The following is a 24,988-nucleotide window of genomic DNA, read 5'->3' on the forward strand; positions in this document are numbered from 1 at the left end:
TTAGTTCACGTCATTAACCCACCATAGATGAGCATCTTGATACATAGTGTATGGTAATGGTTCTACACCTTGCAATCGTTTATTGTAGGCCCATAGACTATTTTGTGCGTACAATAGCAATGCAGGAAGATCTTCAGAAAAGACGGTCTGCCATTCGGAATATACTTCTGCACGATAATCCTGTTCAAAAGCTTCTGGTGCTTTTAATGCCTTTTGCATAAGTTCTTCTGATTCTGGGTTATTCCATCTTGAGAAGTTGTAGGCTGCCTGTGTTGCCCATAAACCAGATGGGTCAGGATCAGCACTTCCAAGACTCCAGCCCAATAAATATAAATCCCAATCGGTGTTGTCATTTGTTAATTCTTCTACATATGCGGTCATTTCTTTAGGCTGACGCAAATTGACATTAATTCCAGCTTCCTCAAGCTGTTGTTCAATTAATGGTGCAGATTTTTCACGAAGTTCGTTTCCTGTCGGATAGTCCATATTGAGTACCCATTCATTGCCGTCAGGATCTTCTCTGAATCCATCCCCATCTGCGTCCACATAGCCAAGTTCATCTAACATTGATCCAGCCTTGTCAGGATCATACGTGTAATTGGTTGCAGCAGCATCATCATAAGCCCAGAACTGGGTTGCGATTGGAGAATTAATTGGTTGCCCACGTCCGTATAGAAGTCCTTCTACAAGACCTTGGCGATTTACAGCATAGGAAATGGCCTGCCTTACTTTTGGATCAGCTAATTTTTCGTTTGGTACCCAATTGTCTGGCTCTAGAGCACCTGATTCTACATCCTCACCTGTACGATGATTATGCTTAAAGCCAAGGAGCTGATACCCAAAATCGGGTTGTTCAATGATTTCAATATTTCCAAAACCTTGTACGGTTTCAAAGTCAGCTGGCGGTATGCCATTTGGATCGGCAATGAAGTCTATCTCGCCTGATTCCAGTAATCCGGTCATAACCGATTGTGCGACTACTTTCCATACAATGCTCTCTAAGTACGGAATTCCTTGCCAATAATCTTCATGTCTCTCCAGAATATACTGTTCTCGTTCTACCATTTCTGTAAATTTAAATGCTCCTGTACCAATAACCGCACCAGCATCACGTGACTCCGCAGCTTCCGGCATTTCAGCTACTGGGATATCTTTGAAAATATGCTCTGGGATTATTGGGAAGCTCGCATAATACAGTGGGTTAATATTTGGCTCTTCAAAATGGAATGTAACGGTATAATCATCCTCTGCTACTACGCCTTCAAACGTATCTGTCTCACCTGAACTGTATGCAGTATAGCCAAGTAGGGGAAGGACGTAGGCAGTTCTTATCCCGCCTGCTGAAACATAATCCGGATCGGACATGGATTTGTATGTGAAAACAACATCTTCAGCAGTGAATTCTTCACCGTCATGCCATTTCACATCTTCTTCAAGCTTTAAAGTCAGGGAGGTTTGATCTTCGTTTGTTTCCCATTCTTTTGCTAAGCTTGGAATAAATTCAAGGCTCTCATTCTGGGATACAAGACTATCATGTGTAAAACTTAATATGTTAGCTTCATAAGCTTCCTCGTAAAAAATAGGATTAAACATACCTGCTGGTGCAGAATACATTGCCCCAGTCAATGTTCCGCCTTCTTGCGGGCCACTCTCGGCTTTTTCTTCCTTACCTTCTTCACCATCATCAGTATTTTCTGTTGTATCCTCAGTCTCTGCGCCTTCTTCATCGCTATCGTCATTACAAGCAACTAACAAGAAACCCATCATGCATAAAAAGACTAGCAGAATCAATAATCTCCTAAACGCTCTATTCATCCTAAAATCCCCCTTTATTCAAAGAAATGATTAAACCAATAATCATCCACACCCTCCTTTTCAGTAGTTTTATATGAAAAAAGGCAACATAAAGGAATAATGGCCTTTTTTGCACGTGAGGATAGCTTGAGATTTCTTTCGAAGAGGTTCTTATAAAATGTGTACTTGCTTTAAAGACGTGCGATTTATCCCATTACTTTGTTTCTAACTTTGAGGGGACGTTAGCTATCCATGATGTAAATGGCAGGATACCTCATGTTCTGTTCCAATAGCAGCTAATGATGGTACTTCCTTTTCACACCGCTCATGTGCAAACGGACATCTCGTCCGGAAGGCACATCCGGAAGGGGGGTTAGCTGGACTTGGTATGTCTCCTTTTAACTTTATGGCAGGTTCATCTGCCTTCTTCTTAGTAAGAGTTGGAATAGAAGACAGTAATGCCTGTGTATAAGGATGGGCGGGTTCCTGAAAAAGTTTAGAGGTTTGACCTATCTCTACAATTTTTCCTAAGTACATCACGGCAACGCGGTCACTAATATGCTTCACAACACTAAGGTCATGGGCGATAAACAAATACGTAAGCCCGAGCTCTTCTTGTAAATCCTTCATAAGATTTAGTACTTGTGCCTGAATGGATATGTCCAAGGCAGAAACTGGTTCATCGCAAACAACAAATTCGGGATTTGTAATAAGTGCCCTGGCTATACTAATTCGTTGTCTTTGGCCACCGGAAAATTCATGGGGATACTTTAAGCGGTCTTCAGCACGCAGCCCAACTTTTTCGATGAATTCTATCGCCTTTGCTTGCCTTTCCTTTTTTGATAAAGAAGTTTGAACAAGTAATGGTTCTTCTACCAATTCAGCTACACTCATCTTGGAATTTAGAGAGCCAAATGGATCCTGGAAAACCATTTGCATATTGCGTCGATGGGGGCGGAATTGATTTCTTTTCATCCTTGTGATATTTGCATCTTTATAAAGAATAGTGCCTTCGGTAGCATCAAGCAGCTTGAGAATAACCCTGCCAAGTGTTGATTTACCAGATCCTGATTCTCCTACAATACCAAGGGTTTCGCCTTGATTGATGGATAATGATATGTCATCTACTGCTTTCAGTTGGCCAACCGTTCTTTTTAAAACGCCACCCTTAATCGGAAAGTATTTTTTAATATTCTGAATCTTTAGGATAGACGTTTCTTCTTTTCTTTCATTTTTTACAGTCATTCCTTCACCTCCGCAGGATAAAGGTGACAACGAACATGGTGTTTCGACTCACTTGTGGACAAGCTTGGATTTTGTGAATGGCATTTTTCCATTACATGGGGACAGCGTGTTGAAAACCGACAGCCCGATGGAAAATCATAAGCGGGCGGAACGGTTCCTTTGATCGTGCCAAGTCGTTTTACGTCTTTATCTACCATAGGAAGGCTATCCAATAATCCTTGTGTATAGGGGTGTTTTGGTGATTCAAGTAATACATCAACAGTAGCTTCTTCTACAATCTGACCACCATACATCACCATCACCCGATCAGCATATTGGGAAACCACGCCAACATCGTGGGTAATTAAGAGAAGTGCCATTTGGAATCTTTCTTTCATTTCGTTCATTAAATCAAGGATTTGTGCCTGAATAGTAACGTCAAGGGCAGTGGTTGGCTCATCGGCTATTAATAACATAGGGTCACAAGAAATGGCCATGGCAATCATCACCCGCTGTCGCATTCCGCCTGAGAGCTGGTGAGGGTACTCCTTCATTATTTCTTCTGCTCTTGATAGACCAACTAGCTTTAATAAATGGACCGCATGCTGATGAGCTTCTTGTCGACTCATATTTTTATGCTTTCGAACAATCTCCGAGATTTGGTTTCCAATTGTAAACACGGGATTAAGTGCTGTCATTGGCTCTTGAAAGATCATCGCTATATCATTACCACGGATTTTTGTCATCTGCTTGGCGTTATAATTGGTAATGTCCTTTCCGTTAAGCGTGATTTTTCCACCTTCAATACGACCTGGTTTATTTATTAATTGCATAATCGAAAGAGCGCTTATGCTTTTGCCACTTCCAGATTCGCCAACTAGCGCGACAGTCTCTCCTGGGGAAATTTTGAAAGAAATATCATCCACTGCCTTAGCGGTTTTTCCTTCTTCTAGATGAAAATATGTCTTTAAATTATCTACTTGCAGAACGGCTTGCTGTGTCATGTTTTAACACCCCAATCTTCAATTAATAGAAGAAAAATATGATGGCTCTTTATAAAGTGAAACTTCATTTGGTGGGGGTTTCCCGACCTCCCCCACCAAATGTTAGTTGAACGAATCGGACCTTTACTGGCAGTTGATCCCTCACTTAGAACGCTTGATTTCTTCGCACATTCTTGAAGTGGGGGGTTTTACTGCCAGTTGAGGCGGGATAAATAGAATGATTCGTATAAAATATGAGATGAACTTGTATAATATTCTTTTTTTGTGAGAGAAAAGTATTAGGGTGGGACAAAAGGGTTACGACAGAAAAACAAACTCCCGAGCTTATTTATCCTCGAGAGTTTGTTAGGTAGAATCAGTTCGATTGTGGTAAATAAATTTCAATAAAATCCATCTTATCAGTCCCCCTACAGCTAGTCCAACTGGTAGAGAAAGGATTGGCAGCCACATTGGGCCGATTAAATAGCCGGAAATTTTGAGCCCTGGTGAAAATATTAGACCGAGTGTCACAAAGTACGCGGAAAACACGAGCGGTAAGTATGCAAAGGGCTTTTTACCACCTCCAGCATCTTTATAGGCATCCCAGATACTGAAAAAGTAAAGACAGGGATAAAACATTAGCCACATGTAATTTGTTTGTTCAATGGCTTCTTCAATTTTAAAATGAAAACTTAGTACGATAATTTGATTAAAGTTACCCAGCACATTAATGAGAAATTCCAAAGCTACAAGGGCTAGCCCCTTTACATACTTTCTGTTTAAAAGCTGCCCAAAACCCGGCAAGGCAATACTCCATAAAATCACTTCTAGTTTTTTGCTTTTTTCCTTAATCGTCGTCTCCATAGGCACACCTATTTCACTAATTCTTTTCTGTCAGCTGCAATAGGGGGCTGTTCCATCCAACCTTTTTCGATTAAAATATTGGCCGACTCATTCGCGTACTTGGAGATTTCAGCGGATAGTCGGGTATACTGCAGTGCCAAGTCATGTCGCGGGCTAGAAGATATTGAAACACCGTATTGTCCTATACTGGAATTAATTAAAGAAGCGACGATAAACATCATCATCTTATCAGAAAAGGGTGCAGTTGTAGAAGTTGTCACCTCTGACGTAACTAAAGGCGCGCCTTGAGGAAGGTTATCTTCCTGCAATAAATTAGAAAAAATCGTAAGGTGCTTTTTGGAGATTTCTTTTCCTTTTTCAAAAAGGCGTCGTAACTCCTTGGAAGACGCAACCTGACTAAAGCCAGTAATCAACGCATGTCCAAGTGCATTTCGTTGTGAGTGAAAAAGCAAGTTACTTATTTCCATGCCAAGCAATGGTCTACGATCTCCGAACCAGCCTGCAATAAAGCTGTCCTTTTTAACAAATTCTATTTCATGAGGAATGGGCAAGACCGGTTTTTTCGGATAAAGACCTTTTTGTTTGGCAAGTTCTTTTGTTTTTTTATGAAGCCCTATAGATGAATCTAAACACATGGAAAAAAATTGAACTACGTCGTCCCTGTCCGAAGCAGAGACAGCTGTACCAAACGAGGATATGGATATAATCGTCGAATTTAAAATGTAGTCGAGATATAAGGCATCTGAAAATAGCCTAGGAGCGTCTTTTCTAACATCTTTACTTGTAAAACCTTGGGGGATCGGGAACTCTTCTGCTTTAAACAGAGCAGTGATTTTGTTGACTTGCTGTTCCGTTAAGGCTTTGGTTTCTTCTAGTATTGCCTTTATATCTTGGTCTTCAACATGTGATAAAAAGTGACTTAGGCCACATATTGCAAGGGTATTGCTCTGATAGGTAGCCCATAGATGGGAGACTTCTGAAGCGGTAAGGCGAGCTGTCACTTGATTTTCTTCCATTTTAATCTCTACCCTTCTGAATTAAATCATTTCTGTCTACCATCCTTGGTGGTTCTTCAAACCAGTGGTTGTCAATCATTAACTTTACTCCTTCTTCTGCATAAAGGGCTATCTCACCACTGAGCCTAGCGTAAAGAGTTGCAATATCACGCCTTGTGTTAGTTGCAATGCTCAACCCATAAAAACCAATTCCCTGAGAAATCATGCCGACTGTATAGAACAGCATTAGTTTGTCGGAAAAGGGACTAATACTGGAGGATTCCGTCACATAACTGTCGGATCCCATAGGAGTAGCGATATTACTTTTTTCTAAATGATTGGAAAATGTAGATACATGTTTCTTAGCAATAGTATTTCCCTTTAATAAAAATGATTTTACCTCTTTTGATTCGGCAACCTGTGCAAAGCCTAATATGGTTGCGGCTCCTAATGTATTTCGTACGATATTAGAATATAACTGGGCAATTTCAACTGCGAGTAATGGACGCTTATCACCAAACCACCCATTTAAGAAGCTTTCTTTCGTAACAAAGTTAACCAAATCAGGAGTGGGAATTGTTGGTGGGGAAACATATAATCCTTTTTTCTGCGCAAGTGTAACAGCTTGCATGTGCATGGAATTAGCATTACCTAAAGATTCCGTAAAGAAATGATAAATGTCTGGATGAGAACTCTGTGAAACACTTATGCCACCGTTGGTCATGCCAAGGACAGACAGTTCAATCGTGTAGCTTAGCATATAAGCATCAGAATATAACCGCGGTGCTTCCACGTTAACATCATCTTCTGAGAAACCTTTAGGTATAGGACAAGCACTCTCTGTTAGTAATTGGCCGGCATTTTCTAACTCAAAGGTTGAGACCGCATAAACTTTTTCCAATAAAACACGTATATCCTGATCCTCAGCTTTTTCTTTGAAGTACGATAACATCGCTATCGTAGATGAAGCATTCATATACGATGTCCATAAATTTGCAATTTCAGAAGCCGTAGCTATTGTTTGTTTATCCATTGCAACCTTCCTCCTTTATTCCAATGTCTATAGTTTGGCATTCAACAATCGTTTTATACGTGTCTTCAAGTTTGAGTAAATAGTTTTCGTATAAAAATCCTCCTTTACGGGAAAAAAAAGGAAAGGTCATGCTTGTTTGAAGGGGGAGATATCATGAAGCGAAACATTTTTAGAAGACGAAAAATGGGGCAGGAGTCTGTTGAGGGGGAAGACTTTTCAGCAAATTTAGGCATTCATCTAGAAAAAAATCTGCAGGATCTCCAGGAGATGGTTGGAAGTCCAGGTGACTTAATCATACGTAGAATAACGCTTGGGGTGGATTTGGATGCTGCAGTTGTGTTTATTGACGGATTGAGTGATAAAGAATTTATACATAACAATTTAATAAAAAATTTACAGAGAAGTAGGGAGAAGGAAGCGGACAGTGATACGCCAGAAAAAATGCTCAACAAATTGCAGCTTGACCTTATTAGTATCGGCAGTGTTGAGAAAACAAAATCCTTAGATAAATCAACAATTGAATTGCTTTCAGGAAAAACGGTTGTGTATGTGGACGGCACCGCAGAAGTAATAGTCATCGGAACAGAAAAGTGGGAAAGCCGGGCAATTGAAGAGCCCCTTTCGGAATCCCTGATTAGGGGTCCAAGGGAGGGCTTCGTTGAAAATATCGAGACAAATAGAATGCTCATACGTCGACACATTCGTGATCCGAATCTCCGTTTTGAAACAAATGAAGTCGGCAGAAGATCAAAGAAAAAGCTTGTCGTCTGCTATGTGGAAGGTATCGTTAACCCAGACATTGTGAAAGAAGTAAATCGTCGTCTTTCCTCAATAGATATGGATAGTGCATTGGAGTCAGGTTATATCGAACAATGGATAGAAGACAGTTTTATGTCTCCATTTCCGCAAATGGATAATACAGAACGCCCCGATAAAGTTGTGGCATCCATACTTCAGGGTAAAGTAGGCATTCTTTTAGATGGTTCCCCTTTTGCGTTAATTGCTCCTATTACTATCGATAATACTTTTAAATCGCCAGAGGACTATTATGATCGATGGTTAATAGGTACATTTTTGCGGATTCTTCGTTATATTGGTGCGTTTATTACTATGTTCCTTCCTGCACTTTATATCGCCCTCGTTTCTTATCATCAGGGAATGATACCCTCACAGTTGGCATTTTCCATTGCAGCGACAAGAGAAGGAGTTCCATTTCCAGCTTTTGTAGAAGCTATTATTATGGGCTTCACAATGGAACTGTTGCGTGAGGCCGGTGCGAGGCTGCCAAGGACGATTGGACAAACGATTGGGATCGTTGGTGGACTTGTCATTGGCGAAGCAGCTGTCAGTGCCGGAATTGTCAGCCCCATTATGGTAATTGTCGTTGCCCTTACAGCGGTGGCTTCGTTTACTATTCCTTTATACAGTGTGGCAATATCCTTTCGCCTCATTCGTTTCGGGTTTATGGTTGCGGCAGCAGTGCTGGGGTTATATGGCGTTGTTTTGGTTTACATCATGATAAATATACACATTGTAAATTTGAAAAGCATGGGCGTTCCCTACTCCACTCCATTTGCCCCAACCTTTATAAAGGATTGGAAGGATTTGGTATTACGTGCTCCTATCCCAATTTTAAATGAGCGACCTAAAAGTCTGAAGCCAAAAGATAAAAGATCAGGAAACCTAAGGAGGTAAACGCGGGTGAAAGATTTTAAATATGGGGATGAAAAAATTAGTTCGCGAGAGATCATGATTGCTTTACCTGCTATGACAATCGGTGTAGGCATTCTTTCCTTGCCCCGTGATATCTCGCTACTTACCATTGCTGCAGATGGATGGATCGCACTTTTGGCGGCTGGTATCTTGATCACAATTATTACATGGGTTACGGCTAAGCTAGCTGCCAGTTATCCTGGCGAATCTTTTCTGTCATATGCTTCGAAACTGGTTACGAAGCCTGTCGCCATTCTTTTTACCCTCACGCTCGTTATTCAAAGTCTATTGCTGAGTGCATATGTAATGCGGGTCATTTCAGATATTGCGAAGACTTATCTGTTTGACCAGACCCCTGTTGAAGTTGTTTCCCTTACCTTTCTTCTTGTGGTAGTTTATGCAGTCTCGGGGTCCCGGGCAGGATTGTTTCGTCTGAACATGTTATTCATCCCAATTATCGTGATGATAACTTTAGTATTATCTTTATTCTCCTTGGGGTGGTTTGAAATTGATAACTTATTCCCTTTTTTTAAGACAGGAATGATGGACCAAGTAAAAGCTGCTGAAATAAGTAGCATGGCATTTGTAGGTTTTAATATCCTATTCTTTTATATTTCACTTGTTAAAGATACAGAGAAAGCACCTAGAGCATCAGTTTATGGAATGCTTATCGTTGTTTCTATATATTTGCTGATTTTTTTCATTTGTTTAGGAGTGTTCGGAAATGCTGTTGCAGGAAATCTTGTGTATCCATTGATTGAGCTAGCAAAAGAAATTGAAATACCAGGCGGGTTTTTTGAACGATTTGATTCCTTCTTTTTTGTTATTTGGATTATGTCTATTTTTAACACCACTGCTATGTCAGTCGATGTTAGTATCTATGCGTTACAATCCTTTATAAAGCTTAAAAAACTCACCTATCTTTTTAGTATGGCTCCGATCATTTATATTATTGGAATGGTACCAGAAGGATCCTTAGAGGTTGCTAAGCTGGGCTCATTCATTGGTTATTTTGGTATTATTTCTTCTTCGGCCATTGCCTTAATACTCTTCACTGTTTCCAAATTAAAAAGAAAGGGGAACCAAAATCATGCTGCTAAGTAAAAAGGCGGTCATATTTCTCCTTGCCACAACTATATTCCTTGCTGGGTGCTGGGACAGAGTGGATATAGAAGAACGCGGGTTTATTGTTGGCACGGCAATCGACTTAGTTGATCAGAAATCTGAGGATGAATATGAAATAATGATGACGAATCAGTTTGTCATCCCCTCGGGATTAGGTTCTATCACACAAGGAGGAGGGGACCAACAAGCGTTCATGAATGTATCGGAAACTGGTACAAGTCTGTTTAGAACCAATCGGAAATTTTCCCAAATAAACAGTCAGGTCCCATTCTATCAACATTTAAAGGTTCTTATTGTATCAGATGAGGTTATTAAACAGCCACGCCTTTTCTCTAATATTATGGATTTTTATATTCGAGACCATGCGATGAGGAGGTCTATTCGATTATTGGTGGCCAGAGGGGAAGCTAAGGAAGTGTTGGACTCAAAACCAGAGAATATAGTTCTTCCAGCATTGTATCTCGATGATTTGATGGAGAGTACAAATAGAAATGCCTCTACTATTAAACCCACACATGTTGGGGAGGTACAAGAGTTGATCCTTAACCAGCAAAGCTATGTGCTTCCAACAGTTAAAAAGGATGGTTTATTAGCAAAATACGGGGATGCAGTTGTTATGAATGGGGAAGAAAACTTGATGGTTGGCTCGCTTAATGAGGAAGAAACCAGCGGGGTCGGGTTTATTGTTGGAAGTGTAGAGGGTGGAGTGTTGGAAATACAAGTTAATGAAAGCTTGGTAGCGATTGAAATGACGAAAATAGAACAAAAAATGAAAATAAAAAACAAGCAACGGAATAATCTACAGGTCGATATATCTATTGAAATAGAAGGGAATATTGCAGAACATTTTGGTGGGGAAAGCGTATTAAAGGAAAAGTATGTAAATAAGGTTGAAAAATCAGCAGAAAAAAAAGTAAATGAATTGACTGCGAAATCTATTGAGAAGGTACAGGGGGAGCTTAACACAGATGTTCTTGGAGTCGGTAAAAATCTATATCAGCATCACTACGACCTCTGGCAAAAAGTAAAGGATAACTGGGAAAAAGGAGAAGACTACTTTTCAGGCGCTGTTATTAATGTAAAGGCCAACGTTGAAATAGATAGAGTAGGTTCATCTGATCGAATAAATGTAAAGGAGAGGGAGTGAAGCGGTGGTTCAAAATTTGATAGATAAGTTTCCTGGGTGGGTGGTTTTTTTTAACGCTTCCTTGGCATTTATAATCCCTTTCTGTATTTACCTAATAAATAAAAAGTTGCATGAATATGGTGACCCAGAATGGAAGAAAACAAATGATAAAAAAGGCAGATAGTAGACTTCATTGGGGTAATGATACAATGAGTATAGAAGTTTGTTTTTGGAGGAGAGATAGAAATTGAATATTGATGAATTTAAGAAAATGGATGGCGTGGAAATGGCTGAAAAAATTCAACGGAAAGAAATAAAACCAAGTGAACTATTAGAACATAGTTTTTATCAATTGGAAATGGTAAATCCTGATTTAAATGCCGTTATTTCTTCCAGAATGGAAAAGGCCTTTTCAGAGACGGATCGTTTTTATTCGGCGGCACAACCTTTCGCAGGAGTCCCCGTATTACTGAAAGAAACGCAACGGTTAGCTGGGGAGAAATCTACCTCTGCTTCCAGGCTTCTACAAGACAGTGTAGCGAAAGAAGACGCTAACTTTGTAAGCGAATTTCGTAATGCGGGGTTCCAATTTGTTGGTCATACAAATATACCGGAGTTCGCATTAAAAAATATCACAGAGTCTTCTGTGCATGGACCTGCTAGGAATCCTTGGAATCTTGGGTTTACACCAGGGGGCTCCAGTGGCGGAGCAGCAGCGGCTGTAGCTTCAGGAATTGTGCCGATCGCAGGTGCAAGTGACGGAGGCGGTTCTATTAGGATTCCTGCTTCCTTTACAGGTCTTTTTGGTCTCAAACCAACAAGGGGCCGAACCCCAGTTGGACCAGGAGTAGGGAGACAATGGCAGGGAGCAGCGATTGATTTTGTTCTCACTCGAAGTGTAAGAGACAGTGCAGTAATGCTTGATGTTTTACAAACAGTGCAACCAGAAGCTGCCTTTCAAACACCGTTGTATCCTAAAAAATACAAAGACGTACTAGAAAAGCCTTTGGACAAAAAGCTACGAATCGCCTTTTCTACAGTGTCACCTGTAGGCACTCCCGTTTCAGCAGAAGCAGAGCAGGCTGTTTTACAAACTGTAAAGTGGCTTGAGGCGGAAGGGCATATTGTAGAAGAACAGACTCCAGATATTGATGGTGTTCAACTAATGCAAAATTATTATGTGATGAATGCTGGTGAAATGGCTTCCGTTATGGAACAACTGAAAAAGATACAGCATAGGGAGCTAACAGAGTTAGACATGGAATTGGAGGCATGGATGCTTTATCAAGGAGGAAAGCATGTAACTGCAGCAGAGTATGCAACAAGTATAGCTTTATGGGATGTTGCTGCCGCTGAGGTTGCAATTTTTCATGAAACATTTGATTTCTATATAACCCCAACTACAGCGTTTCCTGCACCTCGTGTAGGAGAGTTAACTGCAACGGAAAAAGATGCAGAGGTAATGCGGGATAAAATGAAGCAAGCTGAGCGGGCAAAACGGCTGGAGCTCATTTATGAGATGTTTCTACCAAGCTTAACGTATAGTCCTTATACACAGCTGGCTAATCTTACAGGTCAACCAGCAATGTCTGTCCCTGTTCATTTTACAGAGAATGGACTGCCACTTGGTGTACAAGTTATTGCTGGTAAAGGGGAAGAACACCGTTTATTACAACTTGCAAGCTTACTAGAAAACGCTTCCTCGCTGTGGAAAGGAATGGAGCATAACCCTTACTTTAACTAGTATTTAATGGAATTTTTTTAAGTGTTAATCTTGTGAATAATGCTAGTATTACTTTTATTTTATTAACGGTTTCAAATTAGTGACTTAGCCTTTATAATGTTACCTACGCACCGAAGATTCGGTGTTATTTTCAGAATATTACTCATATGGAAAAAGGGAGAGGAATATATGGGGAAGACAAAAAAAGGCTTATTCCAAAAGTCACTAGATGGGATAGAGTTTCTTGGTAATAAACTACCACATCCCGTCACATTATTCGCAATATTAGCACTACTAGTATTGGTGTTATCTGCGGCGCTTTCTCAGTTGGGAATTAGTGTAAAACATCCCGGAGGAGAAGGAGAAATGGTTGAAATAACCAACCTGCTTAATGCGGAAGGTATTCAGTACATTTTCTCAAGTATGACAGATAACTTCATCGGCTTTGCTCCATTAGGTGTTGTGCTTGTAACAATGCTCGGAATCGGAGTTGCAGAACGTACGGGCCTGATCAGTGCAATGCTTCGTGGTTTTGTACTATCTGTACCGAATCGTTTTATTACGCTAGGTCTTGTGTTCGCAGGGATTATGTCCAGTGTGGCTTCAGATGCAGGATATGTAGTATTGCCGCCATTAGGTGCCTTAATCTTTGCTGCGCTAGGAAGACATCCATTAGCCGGACTTGCTGCTGCATTTGCTGGTGTTTCAGCAGGTTTCAGTGCGAATCTATTGCTTTCGGGTACTGATGTTATGCTAGGAGAGCTAACGATTGCTGCGGCATCTATTGTTGACCCTGCTTATGCCGAAACGATGAATATCGCGATGAACTATGCCTTTATTGCTGTTTCTGTTTTTGTGCTTACATTGATTGGTACATGGGTAACAGAGAAGGTCGTGGAACCACGTCTTGGAAGCTATAAGCAAGAAGATAAGGAAGCAACAGATGATAACCTTGAAGGATTAAAACCGATTGAGAAAAAAGGATTAATCTGGGCAGGGGTATCATTAGTAATTGGCTTGGGTCTGACCGCATTGCTTATCCTGCCAGAAAACGCTCCAATGCGGGGCACAGAAGGTTCGACAATGGACCAGATTGTTCAATCACCGTTTATGAGCTCGCTTGTTCCAATTATTGCGATCCTTTTCTTAATTCCAGGACTTGTATATGGAATAGTAACAAAAGTGATTCGTAATGATAAAGATGTGGCAGGGCAAATGTCTGACACAATGGCATCAATGGGAATGTTTATTGTACTAGCCTTTACAGCAGGTCAATTTGTGGCATATTTTAATGAATCCAACATGGGTCTCGTGCTTGGTGTATACGGAGCAGATTTTCTAAAAAGTATTAACCTGACGGGAATTCCACTCATTTTATTATTCATTTTAATTACTGCTTTTATCAACCTATTTATTGGGAGTGCTTCAGCAAAATGGGCCATGATGGCGCCGGTATTCGTACCGATTATGATGCATTTAGGTTACTCTCCTGAATTGACTCAGATGGCTTATCGTGTAGCTGATTCCACAACAAATATTATTTCACCTTTAATGACTTACTTCGCAATTATCATTGCATTTGCCCAGAAGTATGACAAGAAGATGGGTATCGGTACATTGATTTCCACTATGATTCCGTATTCCCTTTTCTTCCTCATCGGGTGGACAATCATGCTTATCATTTGGATGTTGTTTGGTATCCCGCTAGGACCAGGGGGCCCACTCGAATATCCCAACTAATTAAATAGAATGACTTGAAAAAAGCCGAACGCTTATGGGTAAATTCACCATATTGTGTTCGGCTTTTTCTATGTGTTTCTAAGCAGGCACTCTTCGCTTTTGTATGTCTAGCTACGAGCGCCAGAAACTAGGTGACTTCGCTAAACGCCTTGCGATAAAGAAGACTTGCCGATTGGTTCAACCAGAGGCTTAGTCGCACTTATACCTGGAGGGTGAAAGGCATCATTGGTTCGTCAAATAAGGTAGGTCGACTAAAACCGGCCTTGCCGGCCAACGCCGACATACCCCTTTTGCAGGGGCATGATTTCTTTATCTCCTACGGAGGATGCTCCATTAAATCCGCCACTTTGCGTGGAAACATGGAGCCACTTGCATGACCAGGCGCAGCCACTACGTGGGCCCGGAGGATCCGGGTCATGCCGACGTTGACCCAGGACGGGTCGTGTTTAGTCGGCGTTCCATAAACAGGCGCTCTTCGCTTTTCTATTTTGTTTGATTTATTCCATACGAGGATAAAAGGAAAGGAGAAGGTGAAAGGAGGAATTGCATGACGGCAGAGGTAGCAATTATGAATAAGTTAGGGATGTCTTTAGCGGCTGACAGTGCAATCACGAGTGGGAGAGATGGTGTGCAAAAGGTTTATAATTCGGCTAATAAGCTGTTCTCTATTTCAAGCGCTCATTCTGTTGGAATCATGGTGTATGGGGCAGCATCTTTTATGGAGGTGCCATGGGATGTCATTATCAAATCATACCGTGATTATGTGGGGGATGACAAACTTCGTTACTTATCTTCATACATGGAAGACTTTATCGCATTCATTAAACAAGATGAAAGGTTTAATGTAAAAGAAATGGAAGAAGTCATCATATATCGATCTTACTCCGATACGCTTAAGCGGTTAATAAAAAAAGTAGAGGAAGAGCTGGAAGAAGAAAGGCAGCAGGACAAAAAGGTTACGGACAAGGATGCCACAAGGTTATTGAACAATCAGATTGACAAAGTACGTAAAGAGTTTGAAGAAAAAGAAGAAGTCTTTATAGAAATGGAACTTGATTCATTTAATCAAGAATTCCATGAGGTGATTCAAGAGATCAACGATGAATTCATCTCATACACCATCCCCGAGCACATTAAAGAGAAACTCTCCATGCTAGCTTTTGACGTCGTACGAAAAGATTACTTTAGTTTAGGGAGTACTGGTCTTGTTATCGCCGGTTTTGGAGAAGAAGAGATATTCCCGAGGCTGTTAAATTATCGATTAGAAGGATTTGTATTTGGTCAATTAAAATATAAAAAAATATTGGAGAAAAAGATTAGTTATTCAAATAGTAAGGATAGTGGGACTGCTGCTATCACCCCATTTGCACAAAGAGAGATGGTTGATTCTTTTATGGGTGGGATTGAACCAAACATGGAGGATGCCATACTAGGGATCGTGCAAAAAGTTTTCTCAACCTATCATCAACAGGTGGAAAACCATCTTCCGCTTCAGCTAACAAAAGATCAGGTTAGCAAGATGGAAAAAATGGGTAAAGATGTGTATGAGTCCATCGAAGACGCTGTGGACGAATACAGACAATCCAATTATATTACCCCTTTATTAGGGATTGTCCGTTCCCTTCCTAAGGAGGAATTGGCTGACATGGCAGAGGCACTAGTTAATTTAACGTCTTTCAAACGTCGGGTTTCCAGAACCACGGAGTCAGTAGGTCCACCAGTGGATGTGGCAGTCATCACAAAGGGAGACGGTTTTGTCTGGGTGAAACGAAAGAATTATATTGATCCCGTCTTAAATAGCTAGCCCTATTATGGTCATTATCTTGGGAAGGAGTTGTAGATGCTATGATCTTGCGAAGTAAATCGGATAACGAAGAATACTTTCATATCCCGCAGAGTGATCGACATGATTTCCAGCTGGAAGATAAAGAGAAGGAAGAGAAGAACAATGCAGCAGAGAAAGCTTTAGAAAAAATCAAGAAAAAAATTGAGAAATCCTGATATGGCAAGTTTGAAAGAAATATACAAGAAAAAGTTATAATAAAAATGTTTAATTAACAGCATACGTGGAATTACAACAACTGTAGGCAAGGATAAGCCAAAAATTATTGAGAGGAGATGTTAAACATGGCTAAGAACAATAACAATAATGGAAAAATGTCTCGCGAACAAGCAGGACAAAAAGGCGGAAATAAAACAGCAAGAAACCACGATCAAGAATTCTATGAAGAGATCGGGCAAAAAGGCGGAGAGACGACAGCCAAGAACCATGATCAAGAATTCTTTGAAGACATCGGTCAAAAAGGTGGGAAAGCTACCTCTCGTAACCATGATCAAGAATTCTATGAAGAAATTGGTTCAAAGGGCGGAAAAGAAAGAGCACGCCAAAATGATAACAACAATAGCTAACAGCTAGACGTTGGACAAGTCTTTAAAAAGCACATGATTAGAAAAGCTAGATTGACTACACTTTTTATCTAAAATTGAGAGGAGATGTTAAGAATGGCTAAGAACAATAACAACAATGAAAAAATGTCTCTAGAACAAGCAGGGCAAAAAGGTGGAAACAAAACAGCAAGAAATCATGACAAAGAATTCTATCAAGATATTGGACAAAAAGGCGGAGAAACAACTTCCCAAAATCATGACAAAGAATTCTATCAAGATATTGGACAAAAAGGTGGAGAAACAACTTCTCAAAACCATGACAAAGAATTCTATCAAGATATCGGAGAAAAAGGCGGAGAAACAACTTCCAAAAATCATGATAAAGAATTCTATCAAGATATCGGACAAAAAGGCGGAGAGACTACCTCTAAAAATCATGACCAAGAATTCTATGAAGAGATTGGTCAAAAAGGTGGGAACTCTCGCGCCAACAATAATCAACAACGCAACAATAACAACAACAATTCTTAATGTCAATAGATAAGTTTAATAGAGAGAGAGAAGCATCGTGCTTCTCTCTCTCTTATTGTTTATACATATGTTTAAAGGGAGAAGGAAAACGGTCGTAGTTGGCATGATACACCTTCAAAAAACTTCCATTCCTGTGTATGTGAATCTATGAAAAAGTATATAATAGGAATGTACTGCCACGGAAGATATCTTTTCTTCATAGGTCTTTTTTAGTATAGTTATAGTATATATCGTATTGATTATTACGTTATGTACATTATCATATTACGGATGAGTCAGAGAGGGGTTCATAATTAATGCAGGAAACGTATGTTTATAACCAACGAATAGGAGATGTACTCGATAATATAAGAAAGGTTATGATAGGTAAAGAGGAAGCTGCAACGTTAAGTCTAGTAGCCTTACTAGCACAAGGCCATGTTCTACTAGAGGATGTGCCGGGCGTGGGCAAAACGATGCTAGTGCGTACCTTGGCAAAATCCCTGGATTGTGATTTTCGTAGAATCCAGTTTACTCCAGACCTACTACCTTCTGATGTAACAGGCATCTCTATTTATAACCCAAAGGAACTTGAATTTGAGTTTCGTGGTGGACCGATACTTGGCAACATTATTTTAGCTGATGAAATAAACCGTACCTCTCCAAAGACACAGTCATCACTCCTTGAAGCAATGGAAGAAAAAAACGTTACCGTTGATGGGAATACCATTGCTCTACAACAGCCTTTCTTTGTTATGGCAACACAGAACCCTATTGAATATGAAGGAACCTATCCTTTACCTGAAGCCCAGTTAGACCGCTTTATTTTAAAACTTAAAATGGGTTACCCGACCTTCGCAGAAGAACTAGAAATGCTGGAACGAACTGCCGGAGATCATCCAATTGAATCCATAGGTGCGGTCATGTCCCGTGAAGAATTGATTCAAATTCAGGAAGAGGTTAAACAGGTCTATATAGATAAAAACGTACAGCACTATATTCTTAATCTTGTTTCAAGTACACGGGCAAATGTAGCAATTTACCTAGGTGTAAGCCCACGTGGCTCGATTGCATTGATGCGTGCTTCTAAGGCATATGCCTATATCCACGGAAGAAGTTACGTTATTCCCGATGATGTGAAATATCTTGCCCCGTACGTACTTGCCCATCGTGTTATTTTAACTTCAGAAGCAAAATACGATGGCACAACAAGTGAGCAAATATTGGAATCTATCGTGAGAAACGTGCATATCCCGATTCGGAAGGAATTTACTTAATGAAGGGAAACTTTAAGTTCATCGGAAATTTTGCGTTTATACTTTTTCTAGTGGTTTCGCTTTTTGCATATGCAATGTTTCAAGGCGGGTTTGTAAGCTGGTTTTTGTTTTATGCTTTTTTGCCATTTGGCATTTACCATATCGGCTTGCTCCTTTACCCGATGCGAAACTGGAAGGTGTCGAGAAACTTATCCCGTCACGTCATACAAGCAGGGGACGGGGTAGACGTCACCATACATGTGAAACGTCCCTTTCCTTTTCCGCTGTATTATTGCATTTGTGAGGAAGTTTTTCCGGCCTCGCTTCATCGGATCGATAGCCGCAAAGAAAAGTTCCATTTCATGAAGAACCCTGAGAAGCTATTAAGTAAACGAGAGATTAAGAGAATTGTGTTTCCATATTTTAAAAGGGAATTTGAGTTAACCTATTCTATGAAACAAATCCCGCGCGGGGAACATCAGCTTCGCGATATCCGAATTCGAACAGGTGATGTGTTTGGAATGGTAAAAAAAGAAGTCGTCTTTACGGTTGAAGAACAGTTAATAGCATACCCAAACGCAAGGCCGGTGAAGATGGAAAAACAAATTAGTAGTTATGGTCAAGGGTCTGTCTCTTCCCAATCCTTACATTTGAAAAATACAAATGTTGCAACAGGGGTTAGGGAATACATGCCTGGTGATAAATTTTCTTGGATTGACTGGAAACAGACCGCTAAGAAAAATACAATGATTACCAAGGAATTTGAACAGGAAAAAAGCACGGAGATCTTACTCGTACTAGATAGCTGTCTTTACGATGTTGAAAACCACATCAGCTATGAAGCTCTGTTGGAATTGGCGATTTCACTTATGGATGAATTGTATAAACAAGGGACAGAAGTAGGCTTACTTACCATTGGGGAAGAAACTGTACACGTTCCTGTGCACAACGAACCAACAAAAAAAGAGTTAGTGCGTCAACACTTGACCAGACTTCAACCAGGTGGAAGCAAGCCTTTTCCTCTAAAGTTAAAAGAAGAGCTAATTAAGCTAGACAGCGGCAGTATTGTTATATTGCTTACAAGTCATATTGATGAGGTTTTTGGTGATACGGTCAAAAAAATGAAGCAGCGAATGAAGCGCGTCGTTGTTTTATACGTACCAACCACTGGAAGTATTTCAGAAACAGAGCAGCATGCAATAGAAAGGTATCGTTTTGAAGGTATTTCTTTCTGTGTGTTATCTGCGTCAGCACTAGCAACGAATCCTCTAGAGGTGAGCCATATATGAGAAATACTACAGAACAAAAATCATTTTTCTACATCTTTCTTCTGTACCTTTGTGGTTTCTTCCTATTTTTAGAGTGGCTCTATCCACTCGGGGATATTACAGACACAACGGGGCTAAGCATATTTGTTTTTTATGCTGTGTTTTGCTTCTTGATCTCTATATTCCAAATTAGATGGTGGGTTTCCTTTCTATTAAAAGGGCTTGGCATGCTAGTTGCGTTAAATTTGTTGTTTGCGGGTCCCGGCTTCCTGTCACCAGAGTGGTTTGCCCTCGTGTTACAGGATGTTGCACATAATCTAACAGCACTTTTCGGGCGTGAATGGTATGCACTTACCCCCTTATTTCGTAGCGGGCTTTTCCTCCTGTTAATTTGGCTGATGAGCTACTTGTTGCATTATTGGTTTGTTGTAATGAAGCGCGTCCTTTTATTTGTGCTATTAACCTTTATATATTTAACCGTACTCGATACGTTTACCATTTATGATGGTGGTATGGCTATTGTTCGCATATTTTTCCTATCGTTTATCGCTTTAGGGATGGCGAATCTTATGAAAGAACTAAACAGCGAGTCGCTACGGCTTCAAAAAATGAGGAAAAATCCTATTTGGATACTTCCTTTGATTTCCATGGTTCTTGTTTCAACATTAGTTGGACTTGCCGCACCAAAGTTTTCCCCGCAATGGCCAGATCCGGTGCCTTTTATTAAAAGTACAGCAGAAAATGCTGGAAATTTTGAAGGCGGGGTCCAAAAGGTTGGATACGGAGAAGATGACTCACAACTAGGTGGATCCTTCGTGCAGGATTATACACCGGTTTTCGAAGCAGTTGCTGAGGATGACCATTATTGGCATATTGAGAGCAAGGATGTTTATACAGGAAAGGGCTGGGAGACTTCCACACCTCCCGATTATAATCAGCTCGATGGATCCAATTGGGAGCTAACACGTACCTTCCTGCCGAGTGTGGAAACAGAAGCACGAGAGGCCCATGTGGAGTTCATGGGCGATACCTCCATTGAAAAGCTAGTACATCCGTACGGAATCACGAGTGCATATTCGGATGCAGGAGCAGATTACTTTATTGATGTGGAAACAAATTCCATTCAAACAAGGATTAATAATGAAGTAGTAAGCCTGTACAACTATACGATTACCTATGAACAGCCAACTTTTTCGTTAACGGAATTAAGGGAAGCTGGTAATAATGATCCTTTCCTTGATGATAAATATACAAGCCTTCCCGACCTTCCTGACAGGGTAGGAGAGTTAGCAGAAGAAATTACGGACGCTTTTGACACAAGGTATGAGAAAGTAAAAGCAGTTGAACAGTATTTCGGTACAAATGGTTATATCTATCAAACAACGGACGTTCCTGTTCCTGAGGAAGACGAGGATTATGTAGATCAATTTCTATTTGAATCAAAGGTCGGGTACTGTGATAATTACTCGACTTCTATGGTCGTTTTATTGCGTTCCCTGGACATACCAGCAAGATGGGCAAAAGGATTTACAAGTGGTGAAGTGAAGGATTTCAATATTGGCCAAAATGGTGAGCAGGACCTGTACGAAGTAACAAATGCAAATGCCCACTCATGGGTAGAGGTTTACTTCCCTGAAATCGGATGGGTTCCTTTTGAACCAACACAAGGTTTTTCCAATCCTACGGACTTTCAGGCAGAAATGAATAACAATGATGAGCTTGATCAAGAGACTGCACCTGAAACTCCTGAACAACAAGAAGAACAAGAACAGCCAGAACAGGATGTAGAAGAAGAGGACGATACAGCAGCAAGTGCGGCTAATGACAATGATGGTTTTTCCTTCCAATTCAATTGGATATTCTTCACTGTAGTAGCTGTTGTACTTGGTATATTGTTAATCCTTGGCTATCGAAAGAGATTTCGTTGGCAAGCAAAGCTAGTCGCGACAAAATTAGATAGAACAGATGGACCACAAGGATTCCAGGATGCTTATCATTTTCTAATTAAACTATTAAACCATCACGGCGTACAAAAACAACCAGATCAGACGTTAAGAGAGTATGCACAACAGGTAGATAATGCCTATCATACAGACGACATGAAAAAGTTAACCTCCCGTTATGAGCAAATGCTGTACCAAAAAGAGTACAGTCATGTTCAAGGACGTGATTTGACACAATTATGGAAAGATTTAATAAAACGAATATTAGGTTGACCTGTCTGTTGAAGGTTAGTAGAATAAGGGAGTATTAAACGAGTTTGAATAAATATATGCCTTTCGTATATCCTCGATAATATGGATCGAAAGTTTCTACCGGAGCACCGTAAATGCTCTGACTATGAAGGCAGAATTTCTATAGGTACGTGTACAAAAAGCCTGGGATTTCTGCCTTTTTGCAGCTTTTTTTAGCTGTGGGAAGCTAGAGGTCTGGGCTTTTTCTATTAATGAATGCCTTTATCCCGGAGCAAGCGTCCGTAAGACTCCCACTTCAAAACATGAAGTGAAGCCGAAAGTTTTTAGTGGGAGTAAACGGACGCTAACCCCCCGATTCGTTCAACTAACAATCAGTGGGGGAAGAACGAAAACCCCCACTGATTGAAGTTTCACTTTATTACCGAGTTCTAAAATATTGCTACAGATAGGAGACAGCAAATGGAAAACAATGAAATGATTCTAGTTCTTGATTTTGGGAGCCAGTACAACCAACTAATTACGAGACGAATTCGGGAGCTTGGCGTTTATAGTGAACTGCACTCTCATAAGCTGACCGCAGAAGCAATTAAACGCATGAACCCGAAAGGAATTATCCTATCCGGTGGACCGCACAGTGTCTATGATGAAAATAGCTTCCGCTGTGACCAAGGGATTTTTGATCTCGATATTCCTATCCTCGGTATTTGTTATGGAATGCAGTTAATGGCATTGCATTACGGAGGAAAAGTCGAGAAAGCTAAAAATCGTGAATACGGAAAAGCGCTTATAGATATAAAGGATCAGCCAGTTCTTTTTCAGGATACACCAGAGAAGCAAACAGTTTGGATGAGTCATGGTGATAAAGTAATCGAAGTACCAGAAAACTTCCAGACGGATGCAACGAGCCCGTCAACTCCTATTGCTGCGATGAGCCAACCATCTAAGAAACGCTATGGTGTACAATACCATCCAGAAGTGCGTAACTCAGAGTACGGAAATCATTTATTAAAACAGTTCGTCTATGAAGTATGTGAGAGTGAGGGAGACTGGTCTATAGAAAACTTCATAGAAATGGAGATAGAGAAAATCCAGGAAAAAGTTGGAGACAGTAATGTTTTATGTGCATTGAGCGGCGGAGTGGATTCCTCCGTTGTTGCAGCATTAATTCATAAAGCAATTGGTGATCAGCTAACTTGTATTTTCGTTGACCATGGTCTACTTCGCAAAAACGAAGCGGATGATGTGATGAAAGTATTCGCGGATGATTTCAATATGAATATTATCAAAGTAGATGCGAAAGATAGATTCCTATCTAAGCTAAAAGGTGTGGATGATCCAGAGAAAAAACGGAAAATCATCGGCAACGAATTCATATATGTATTTGATGATGAAGCAGCGAAATTAGAAAATATGGATTTCCTTGCACAGGGAACCCTTTATACAGATATTATTGAAAGTGGTACAGAAACTGCTCAAACCATTAAGTCCCATCACAATGTTGGCGGATTGCCTGAAAACATGCAATTTGAATTAATTGAGCCACTTAATACGCTGTTCAAGGATGAAGTACGCGAATTAGGTTCCCAGTTGGGGATCCCTGACCGCATTGTTTGGCGTCAGCCATTCCCAGGACCAGGACTTGCGATTCGAGTTTTAGGCGAAGTAACAGAGGATAAATTGAAAATTGTCCGTGAATCTGACGCAATCCTTCGTGAGGAAATTGCAGCTGCCGGCCTTGATCGTGATATTTGGCAGTACTTTACCGTACTTCCTAACATTATGAGTGTTGGCGTAATGGGAGATGCTCGGACGTATGATCATACGATCGGTATTCGTGCAGTGACTTCAATCGATGGCATGACCTCCGATTGGGCAAGAATTCCTTGGGATGTACTTGAAAGAGTATCCACACGCCTGGTCAATGATGTAGAGCATATCAACCGTGTAGTGTATGACGTAACGAGCAAGCCACCAGCAACGATTGAGTGGGAATAGACTTTTTAATAGAATGATTTTTCTTTGCAAAACAAGGATCCCTTTCTTCACATTAATTGTGAAGAAGGGGTTTTTTTGTGTAGGTAGAATTATAAATTCCCCATCTTTTGTATAGATAAAGCAAAATACCTGCCAAAATTCGACAATTTTCTTCACTTTTCTTTGTCAAAAGCCGATATTATATAAGTTAAATCATGTAAAAGTAAAAAAGGAGTTTGACTATGAACAGCAGTTTACAGGCAGTCGTTAACATTGCCCCGATAATTAAAGAAACGTTAGGGCCAACCGCCGCAATGGGGATCATAGATACTGAAAAATTTGTGTACTTTGAACCATCTACTATGATTAAACTTGATGTAGCAGTTGGAACGCCCGCAATCCCTGAATATGAGGTATACGCTCGTGCTATAAAAGGAGAAAAAATTAGTGATGCCACAATGGATCCGGCTATTTTTGGTGTTCCTGTTGTGACGGATGTATTACCAATCAAAGAGGAAGATGGAGAGATTGTTGGGTTATTATCCATGAGCCGAACTTTAGAGCATCAAGTACGTCTCGATAAAGAAATAGAAAGCATTAGCCAGGTAATTGACAGTCTTCAAGGAAAAGTCCAAAACGTCGCAGCACAAGCCGAAGAATTATCAGCAACAAGTAATGATATTAATGAACAGGCAACCAAAGCTAATGATAATTCAAAACATATAGGTGAAGTAGTTCAGCTAATTGAACAAATCTCCAATCAGACAAACCTGCTTGGTTTAAATGCTGCAATTGAAGCGGCACGTTCAGGAGAAGCAGGTAAAGGATTTGGGGTGGTTGCCGATGAAATTCGTAAGCTATCTGACAACACAAAAGGAGCTGTCAAAACGATCGGCAAATCATTAAGTGAGATCCGTACTAGCATTGAGAATCTTACCTTAAGTATTAATGAGGTATCTTCATCCTCAGAAGAACAGTCAAAAATCATGGTGGAGTTCATGGATGATATTCAAAATCTTGATAATAAAAGCAAAAAAATTGTAAGCTCTATGAAAAAAATAACAAACCAAAATTAAG

General features: G+C 40.3%; 18 protein-coding genes, 2 pseudogenes and 1 riboswitch. Of the genes and pseudogenes, 14 read left to right on the top strand and 6 right to left on the bottom strand.

Translation table 11 applies throughout. The features are described from left to right. The 6 genes from AC6CHS_RS15870 to AC6CHS_RS15895 all read right to left on the bottom strand — a co-directional run bounded on the left by AC6CHS_RS15870 (position 1) and on the right by AC6CHS_RS15895 (position 6,893). Positions 1-1,815 carry a peptide-binding protein gene (locus AC6CHS_RS15870; protein WP_498237592.1) on the bottom strand — a complete coding sequence of 605 codons (1,815 nt, stop codon included), beginning with the start codon at positions 1,813-1,815 and terminating at the stop codon, positions 1-3. A gap of 225 nt (positions 1,816-2,040) precedes the next feature. Beyond that, complete coding sequence (locus tag AC6CHS_RS15875) at positions 2,041-3,039, bottom strand: ABC transporter ATP-binding protein (RefSeq protein ID WP_498237594.1); 999 nt, start codon at positions 3,037-3,039, stop codon at positions 2,041-2,043. Beyond that, on the bottom strand, positions 3,036-4,022 hold the full coding sequence (locus AC6CHS_RS15880; RefSeq protein ID WP_498237595.1) for an ABC transporter ATP-binding protein: 987 nt from the start codon (positions 4,020-4,022) through the stop codon (positions 3,036-3,038). Before AC6CHS_RS15880 ends, AC6CHS_RS15875 begins: the two co-directional genes overlap by 4 nt. A gap of 345 nt (positions 4,023-4,367) precedes the next feature. Continuing rightward, positions 4,368-4,865, bottom strand: coding sequence for a hypothetical protein (locus tag AC6CHS_RS15885; protein ID WP_498237597.1), 498 nt, complete (start codon positions 4,863-4,865; stop codon positions 4,368-4,370). An 8-nt stretch (positions 4,866-4,873) separates the two neighbouring features. Beyond that, entirely contained in the window at positions 4,874-5,881 is a 1,008-nt protein-coding gene (locus AC6CHS_RS15890; RefSeq protein WP_498237599.1) for a DUF3231 family protein, read from the bottom strand. Between the two features lies 1 nt (position 5,882). After that, positions 5,883-6,893, bottom strand: coding sequence for a DUF3231 family protein (locus tag AC6CHS_RS15895; protein ID WP_498237601.1), 1,011 nt, complete (start codon positions 6,891-6,893; stop codon positions 5,883-5,885). A 153-nt stretch (positions 6,894-7,046) separates the two neighbouring features. Between AC6CHS_RS15895 and AC6CHS_RS15900 the strand changes: the two genes are divergently transcribed. The 14 genes and pseudogenes from AC6CHS_RS15900 to AC6CHS_RS15965 form a co-directional block, all read left to right on the top strand. Then, positions 7,047-8,588, top strand: a complete 1,542-nt coding sequence (locus AC6CHS_RS15900; RefSeq protein ID WP_498237603.1) for a spore germination protein — start codon at positions 7,047-7,049, stop codon at positions 8,586-8,588. Positions 8,589-8,594: 6 nt separating this feature from the next. Continuing rightward, entirely contained in the window at positions 8,595-9,710 is a 1,116-nt protein-coding gene (locus AC6CHS_RS15905) for a GerAB/ArcD/ProY family transporter (protein ID WP_498237605.1), read from the top strand. Next, positions 9,697-10,878 (top strand): Ger(x)C family spore germination protein, encoded by a 1,182-nt coding sequence (locus AC6CHS_RS15910; protein ID WP_498237606.1) that lies wholly within the window; start codon positions 9,697-9,699, stop codon positions 10,876-10,878. Before AC6CHS_RS15905 ends, AC6CHS_RS15910 begins: the two co-directional genes overlap by 14 nt. 226 nt (positions 10,879-11,104) lie before the next feature. Further along, positions 11,105-12,601 (top strand): amidase family protein, encoded by a 1,497-nt coding sequence (locus tag AC6CHS_RS15915; protein WP_498237608.1) that lies wholly within the window; start codon positions 11,105-11,107, stop codon positions 12,599-12,601. 168 nt (positions 12,602-12,769) lie between these two features. Then, entirely contained in the window at positions 12,770-14,320 is a 1,551-nt protein-coding gene (locus AC6CHS_RS15920) for an AbgT family transporter (protein ID WP_498237610.1), read from the top strand. Positions 14,321-14,867: 547 nt separating this feature from the next. Continuing rightward, a complete protein-coding gene (locus AC6CHS_RS15925; RefSeq protein ID WP_498237612.1) occupies positions 14,868-16,124 on the top strand; it encodes a hypothetical protein in 1,257 nt (418 codons plus the stop codon). 47 nt (positions 16,125-16,171) lie between these two features. Beyond that, positions 16,172-16,321 carry a hypothetical protein gene (locus tag AC6CHS_RS15930; protein ID WP_498237613.1) on the top strand — a complete coding sequence of 50 codons (150 nt, stop codon included), beginning with the start codon at positions 16,172-16,174 and terminating at the stop codon, positions 16,319-16,321. Positions 16,322-16,447: 126 nt separating this feature from the next. Further along, positions 16,448-16,714 (top strand): annotated as a pseudogene (locus AC6CHS_RS15935) (KGG domain-containing protein); the annotation flags it as partial. Between the two features lie 108 nt (positions 16,715-16,822). After that, positions 16,823-17,239, top strand: coding sequence for a glucose starvation-inducible protein B (locus AC6CHS_RS15940; RefSeq protein WP_498237615.1), 417 nt, complete (start codon positions 16,823-16,825; stop codon positions 17,237-17,239). Positions 17,240-17,535: 296 nt separating this feature from the next. Continuing rightward, positions 17,536-18,495, top strand: a complete 960-nt coding sequence (locus tag AC6CHS_RS15945; RefSeq protein ID WP_498237617.1) for an AAA family ATPase — start codon at positions 17,536-17,538, stop codon at positions 18,493-18,495. Next, complete coding sequence (locus tag AC6CHS_RS15950; protein ID WP_498237618.1) at positions 18,495-19,763, top strand: DUF58 domain-containing protein; 1,269 nt, start codon at positions 18,495-18,497, stop codon at positions 19,761-19,763. The genes AC6CHS_RS15945 and AC6CHS_RS15950 overlap by 1 nt, the downstream gene beginning before the upstream one ends. Continuing rightward, on the top strand, positions 19,760-21,958 hold the full coding sequence (locus AC6CHS_RS15955; protein WP_498237619.1) for a transglutaminase TgpA family protein: 2,199 nt from the start codon (positions 19,760-19,762) through the stop codon (positions 21,956-21,958). The genes AC6CHS_RS15950 and AC6CHS_RS15955 overlap by 4 nt, the downstream gene beginning before the upstream one ends. 43 nt (positions 21,959-22,001) lie before the next feature. Further along, a riboswitch (purine riboswitch) is annotated at positions 22,002-22,103 on the top strand. A gap of 293 nt (positions 22,104-22,396) precedes the next feature. Then, a complete protein-coding gene (guaA, locus tag AC6CHS_RS15960; protein ID WP_498237621.1) occupies positions 22,397-23,932 on the top strand; it encodes a glutamine-hydrolyzing GMP synthase in 1,536 nt (511 codons plus the stop codon). 722 nt (positions 23,933-24,654) lie between these two features. Continuing rightward, a pseudogene (locus tag AC6CHS_RS15965) lies at positions 24,655-24,987 on the top strand (methyl-accepting chemotaxis protein); the annotation flags it as partial. Position 24,988: the final 1 nt, after the last annotated feature.

Source organism: Oceanobacillus sp. GQ8 (assembly GCF_059758495.1).

Excerpts from the sequence above, each read along its gene's own strand:
- AC6CHS_RS15870 (WP_498237592.1), bottom strand. The coding sequence starts at position 1,815 with ATGAATAGAGCGTTTAGGAGATTATTGATTCTGCTAGTCTTTTTATGC.
- AC6CHS_RS15875 (WP_498237594.1), bottom strand. The coding sequence starts at position 3,039 with ATGACTGTAAAAAATGAAAGAAAAGAAGAAACGTCTATCCTAAAGATT.
- AC6CHS_RS15880 (WP_498237595.1), bottom strand. The coding sequence starts at position 4,022 with ATGACACAGCAAGCCGTTCTGCAAGTAGATAATTTAAAGACATATTTT.
- AC6CHS_RS15885 (WP_498237597.1), bottom strand. The coding sequence starts at position 4,865 with ATGGAGACGACGATTAAGGAAAAAAGCAAAAAACTAGAAGTGATTTTA.
- AC6CHS_RS15890 (WP_498237599.1), bottom strand. The coding sequence starts at position 5,881 with ATGGAAGAAAATCAAGTGACAGCTCGCCTTACCGCTTCAGAAGTCTCC.
- AC6CHS_RS15895 (WP_498237601.1), bottom strand. The coding sequence starts at position 6,893 with ATGGATAAACAAACAATAGCTACGGCTTCTGAAATTGCAAATTTATGG.
- AC6CHS_RS15900 (WP_498237603.1), top strand. The coding sequence starts at position 7,047 with ATGAAGCGAAACATTTTTAGAAGACGAAAAATGGGGCAGGAGTCTGTT.
- AC6CHS_RS15910 (WP_498237606.1), top strand. The coding sequence starts at position 9,697 with ATGCTGCTAAGTAAAAAGGCGGTCATATTTCTCCTTGCCACAACTATA.
- AC6CHS_RS15920 (WP_498237610.1), top strand. The coding sequence starts at position 12,770 with ATGGGGAAGACAAAAAAAGGCTTATTCCAAAAGTCACTAGATGGGATA.
- AC6CHS_RS15925 (WP_498237612.1), top strand. The coding sequence starts at position 14,868 with ATGACGGCAGAGGTAGCAATTATGAATAAGTTAGGGATGTCTTTAGCG.
- AC6CHS_RS15940 (WP_498237615.1), top strand. The coding sequence starts at position 16,823 with ATGGCTAAGAACAATAACAACAATGAAAAAATGTCTCTAGAACAAGCA.
- AC6CHS_RS15945 (WP_498237617.1), top strand. The coding sequence starts at position 17,536 with ATGCAGGAAACGTATGTTTATAACCAACGAATAGGAGATGTACTCGAT.
- AC6CHS_RS15950 (WP_498237618.1), top strand. The coding sequence starts at position 18,495 with ATGAAGGGAAACTTTAAGTTCATCGGAAATTTTGCGTTTATACTTTTT.
- AC6CHS_RS15955 (WP_498237619.1), top strand. The coding sequence starts at position 19,760 with ATGAGAAATACTACAGAACAAAAATCATTTTTCTACATCTTTCTTCTG.
- guaA (WP_498237621.1), top strand. The coding sequence starts at position 22,397 with ATGGAAAACAATGAAATGATTCTAGTTCTTGATTTTGGGAGCCAGTAC.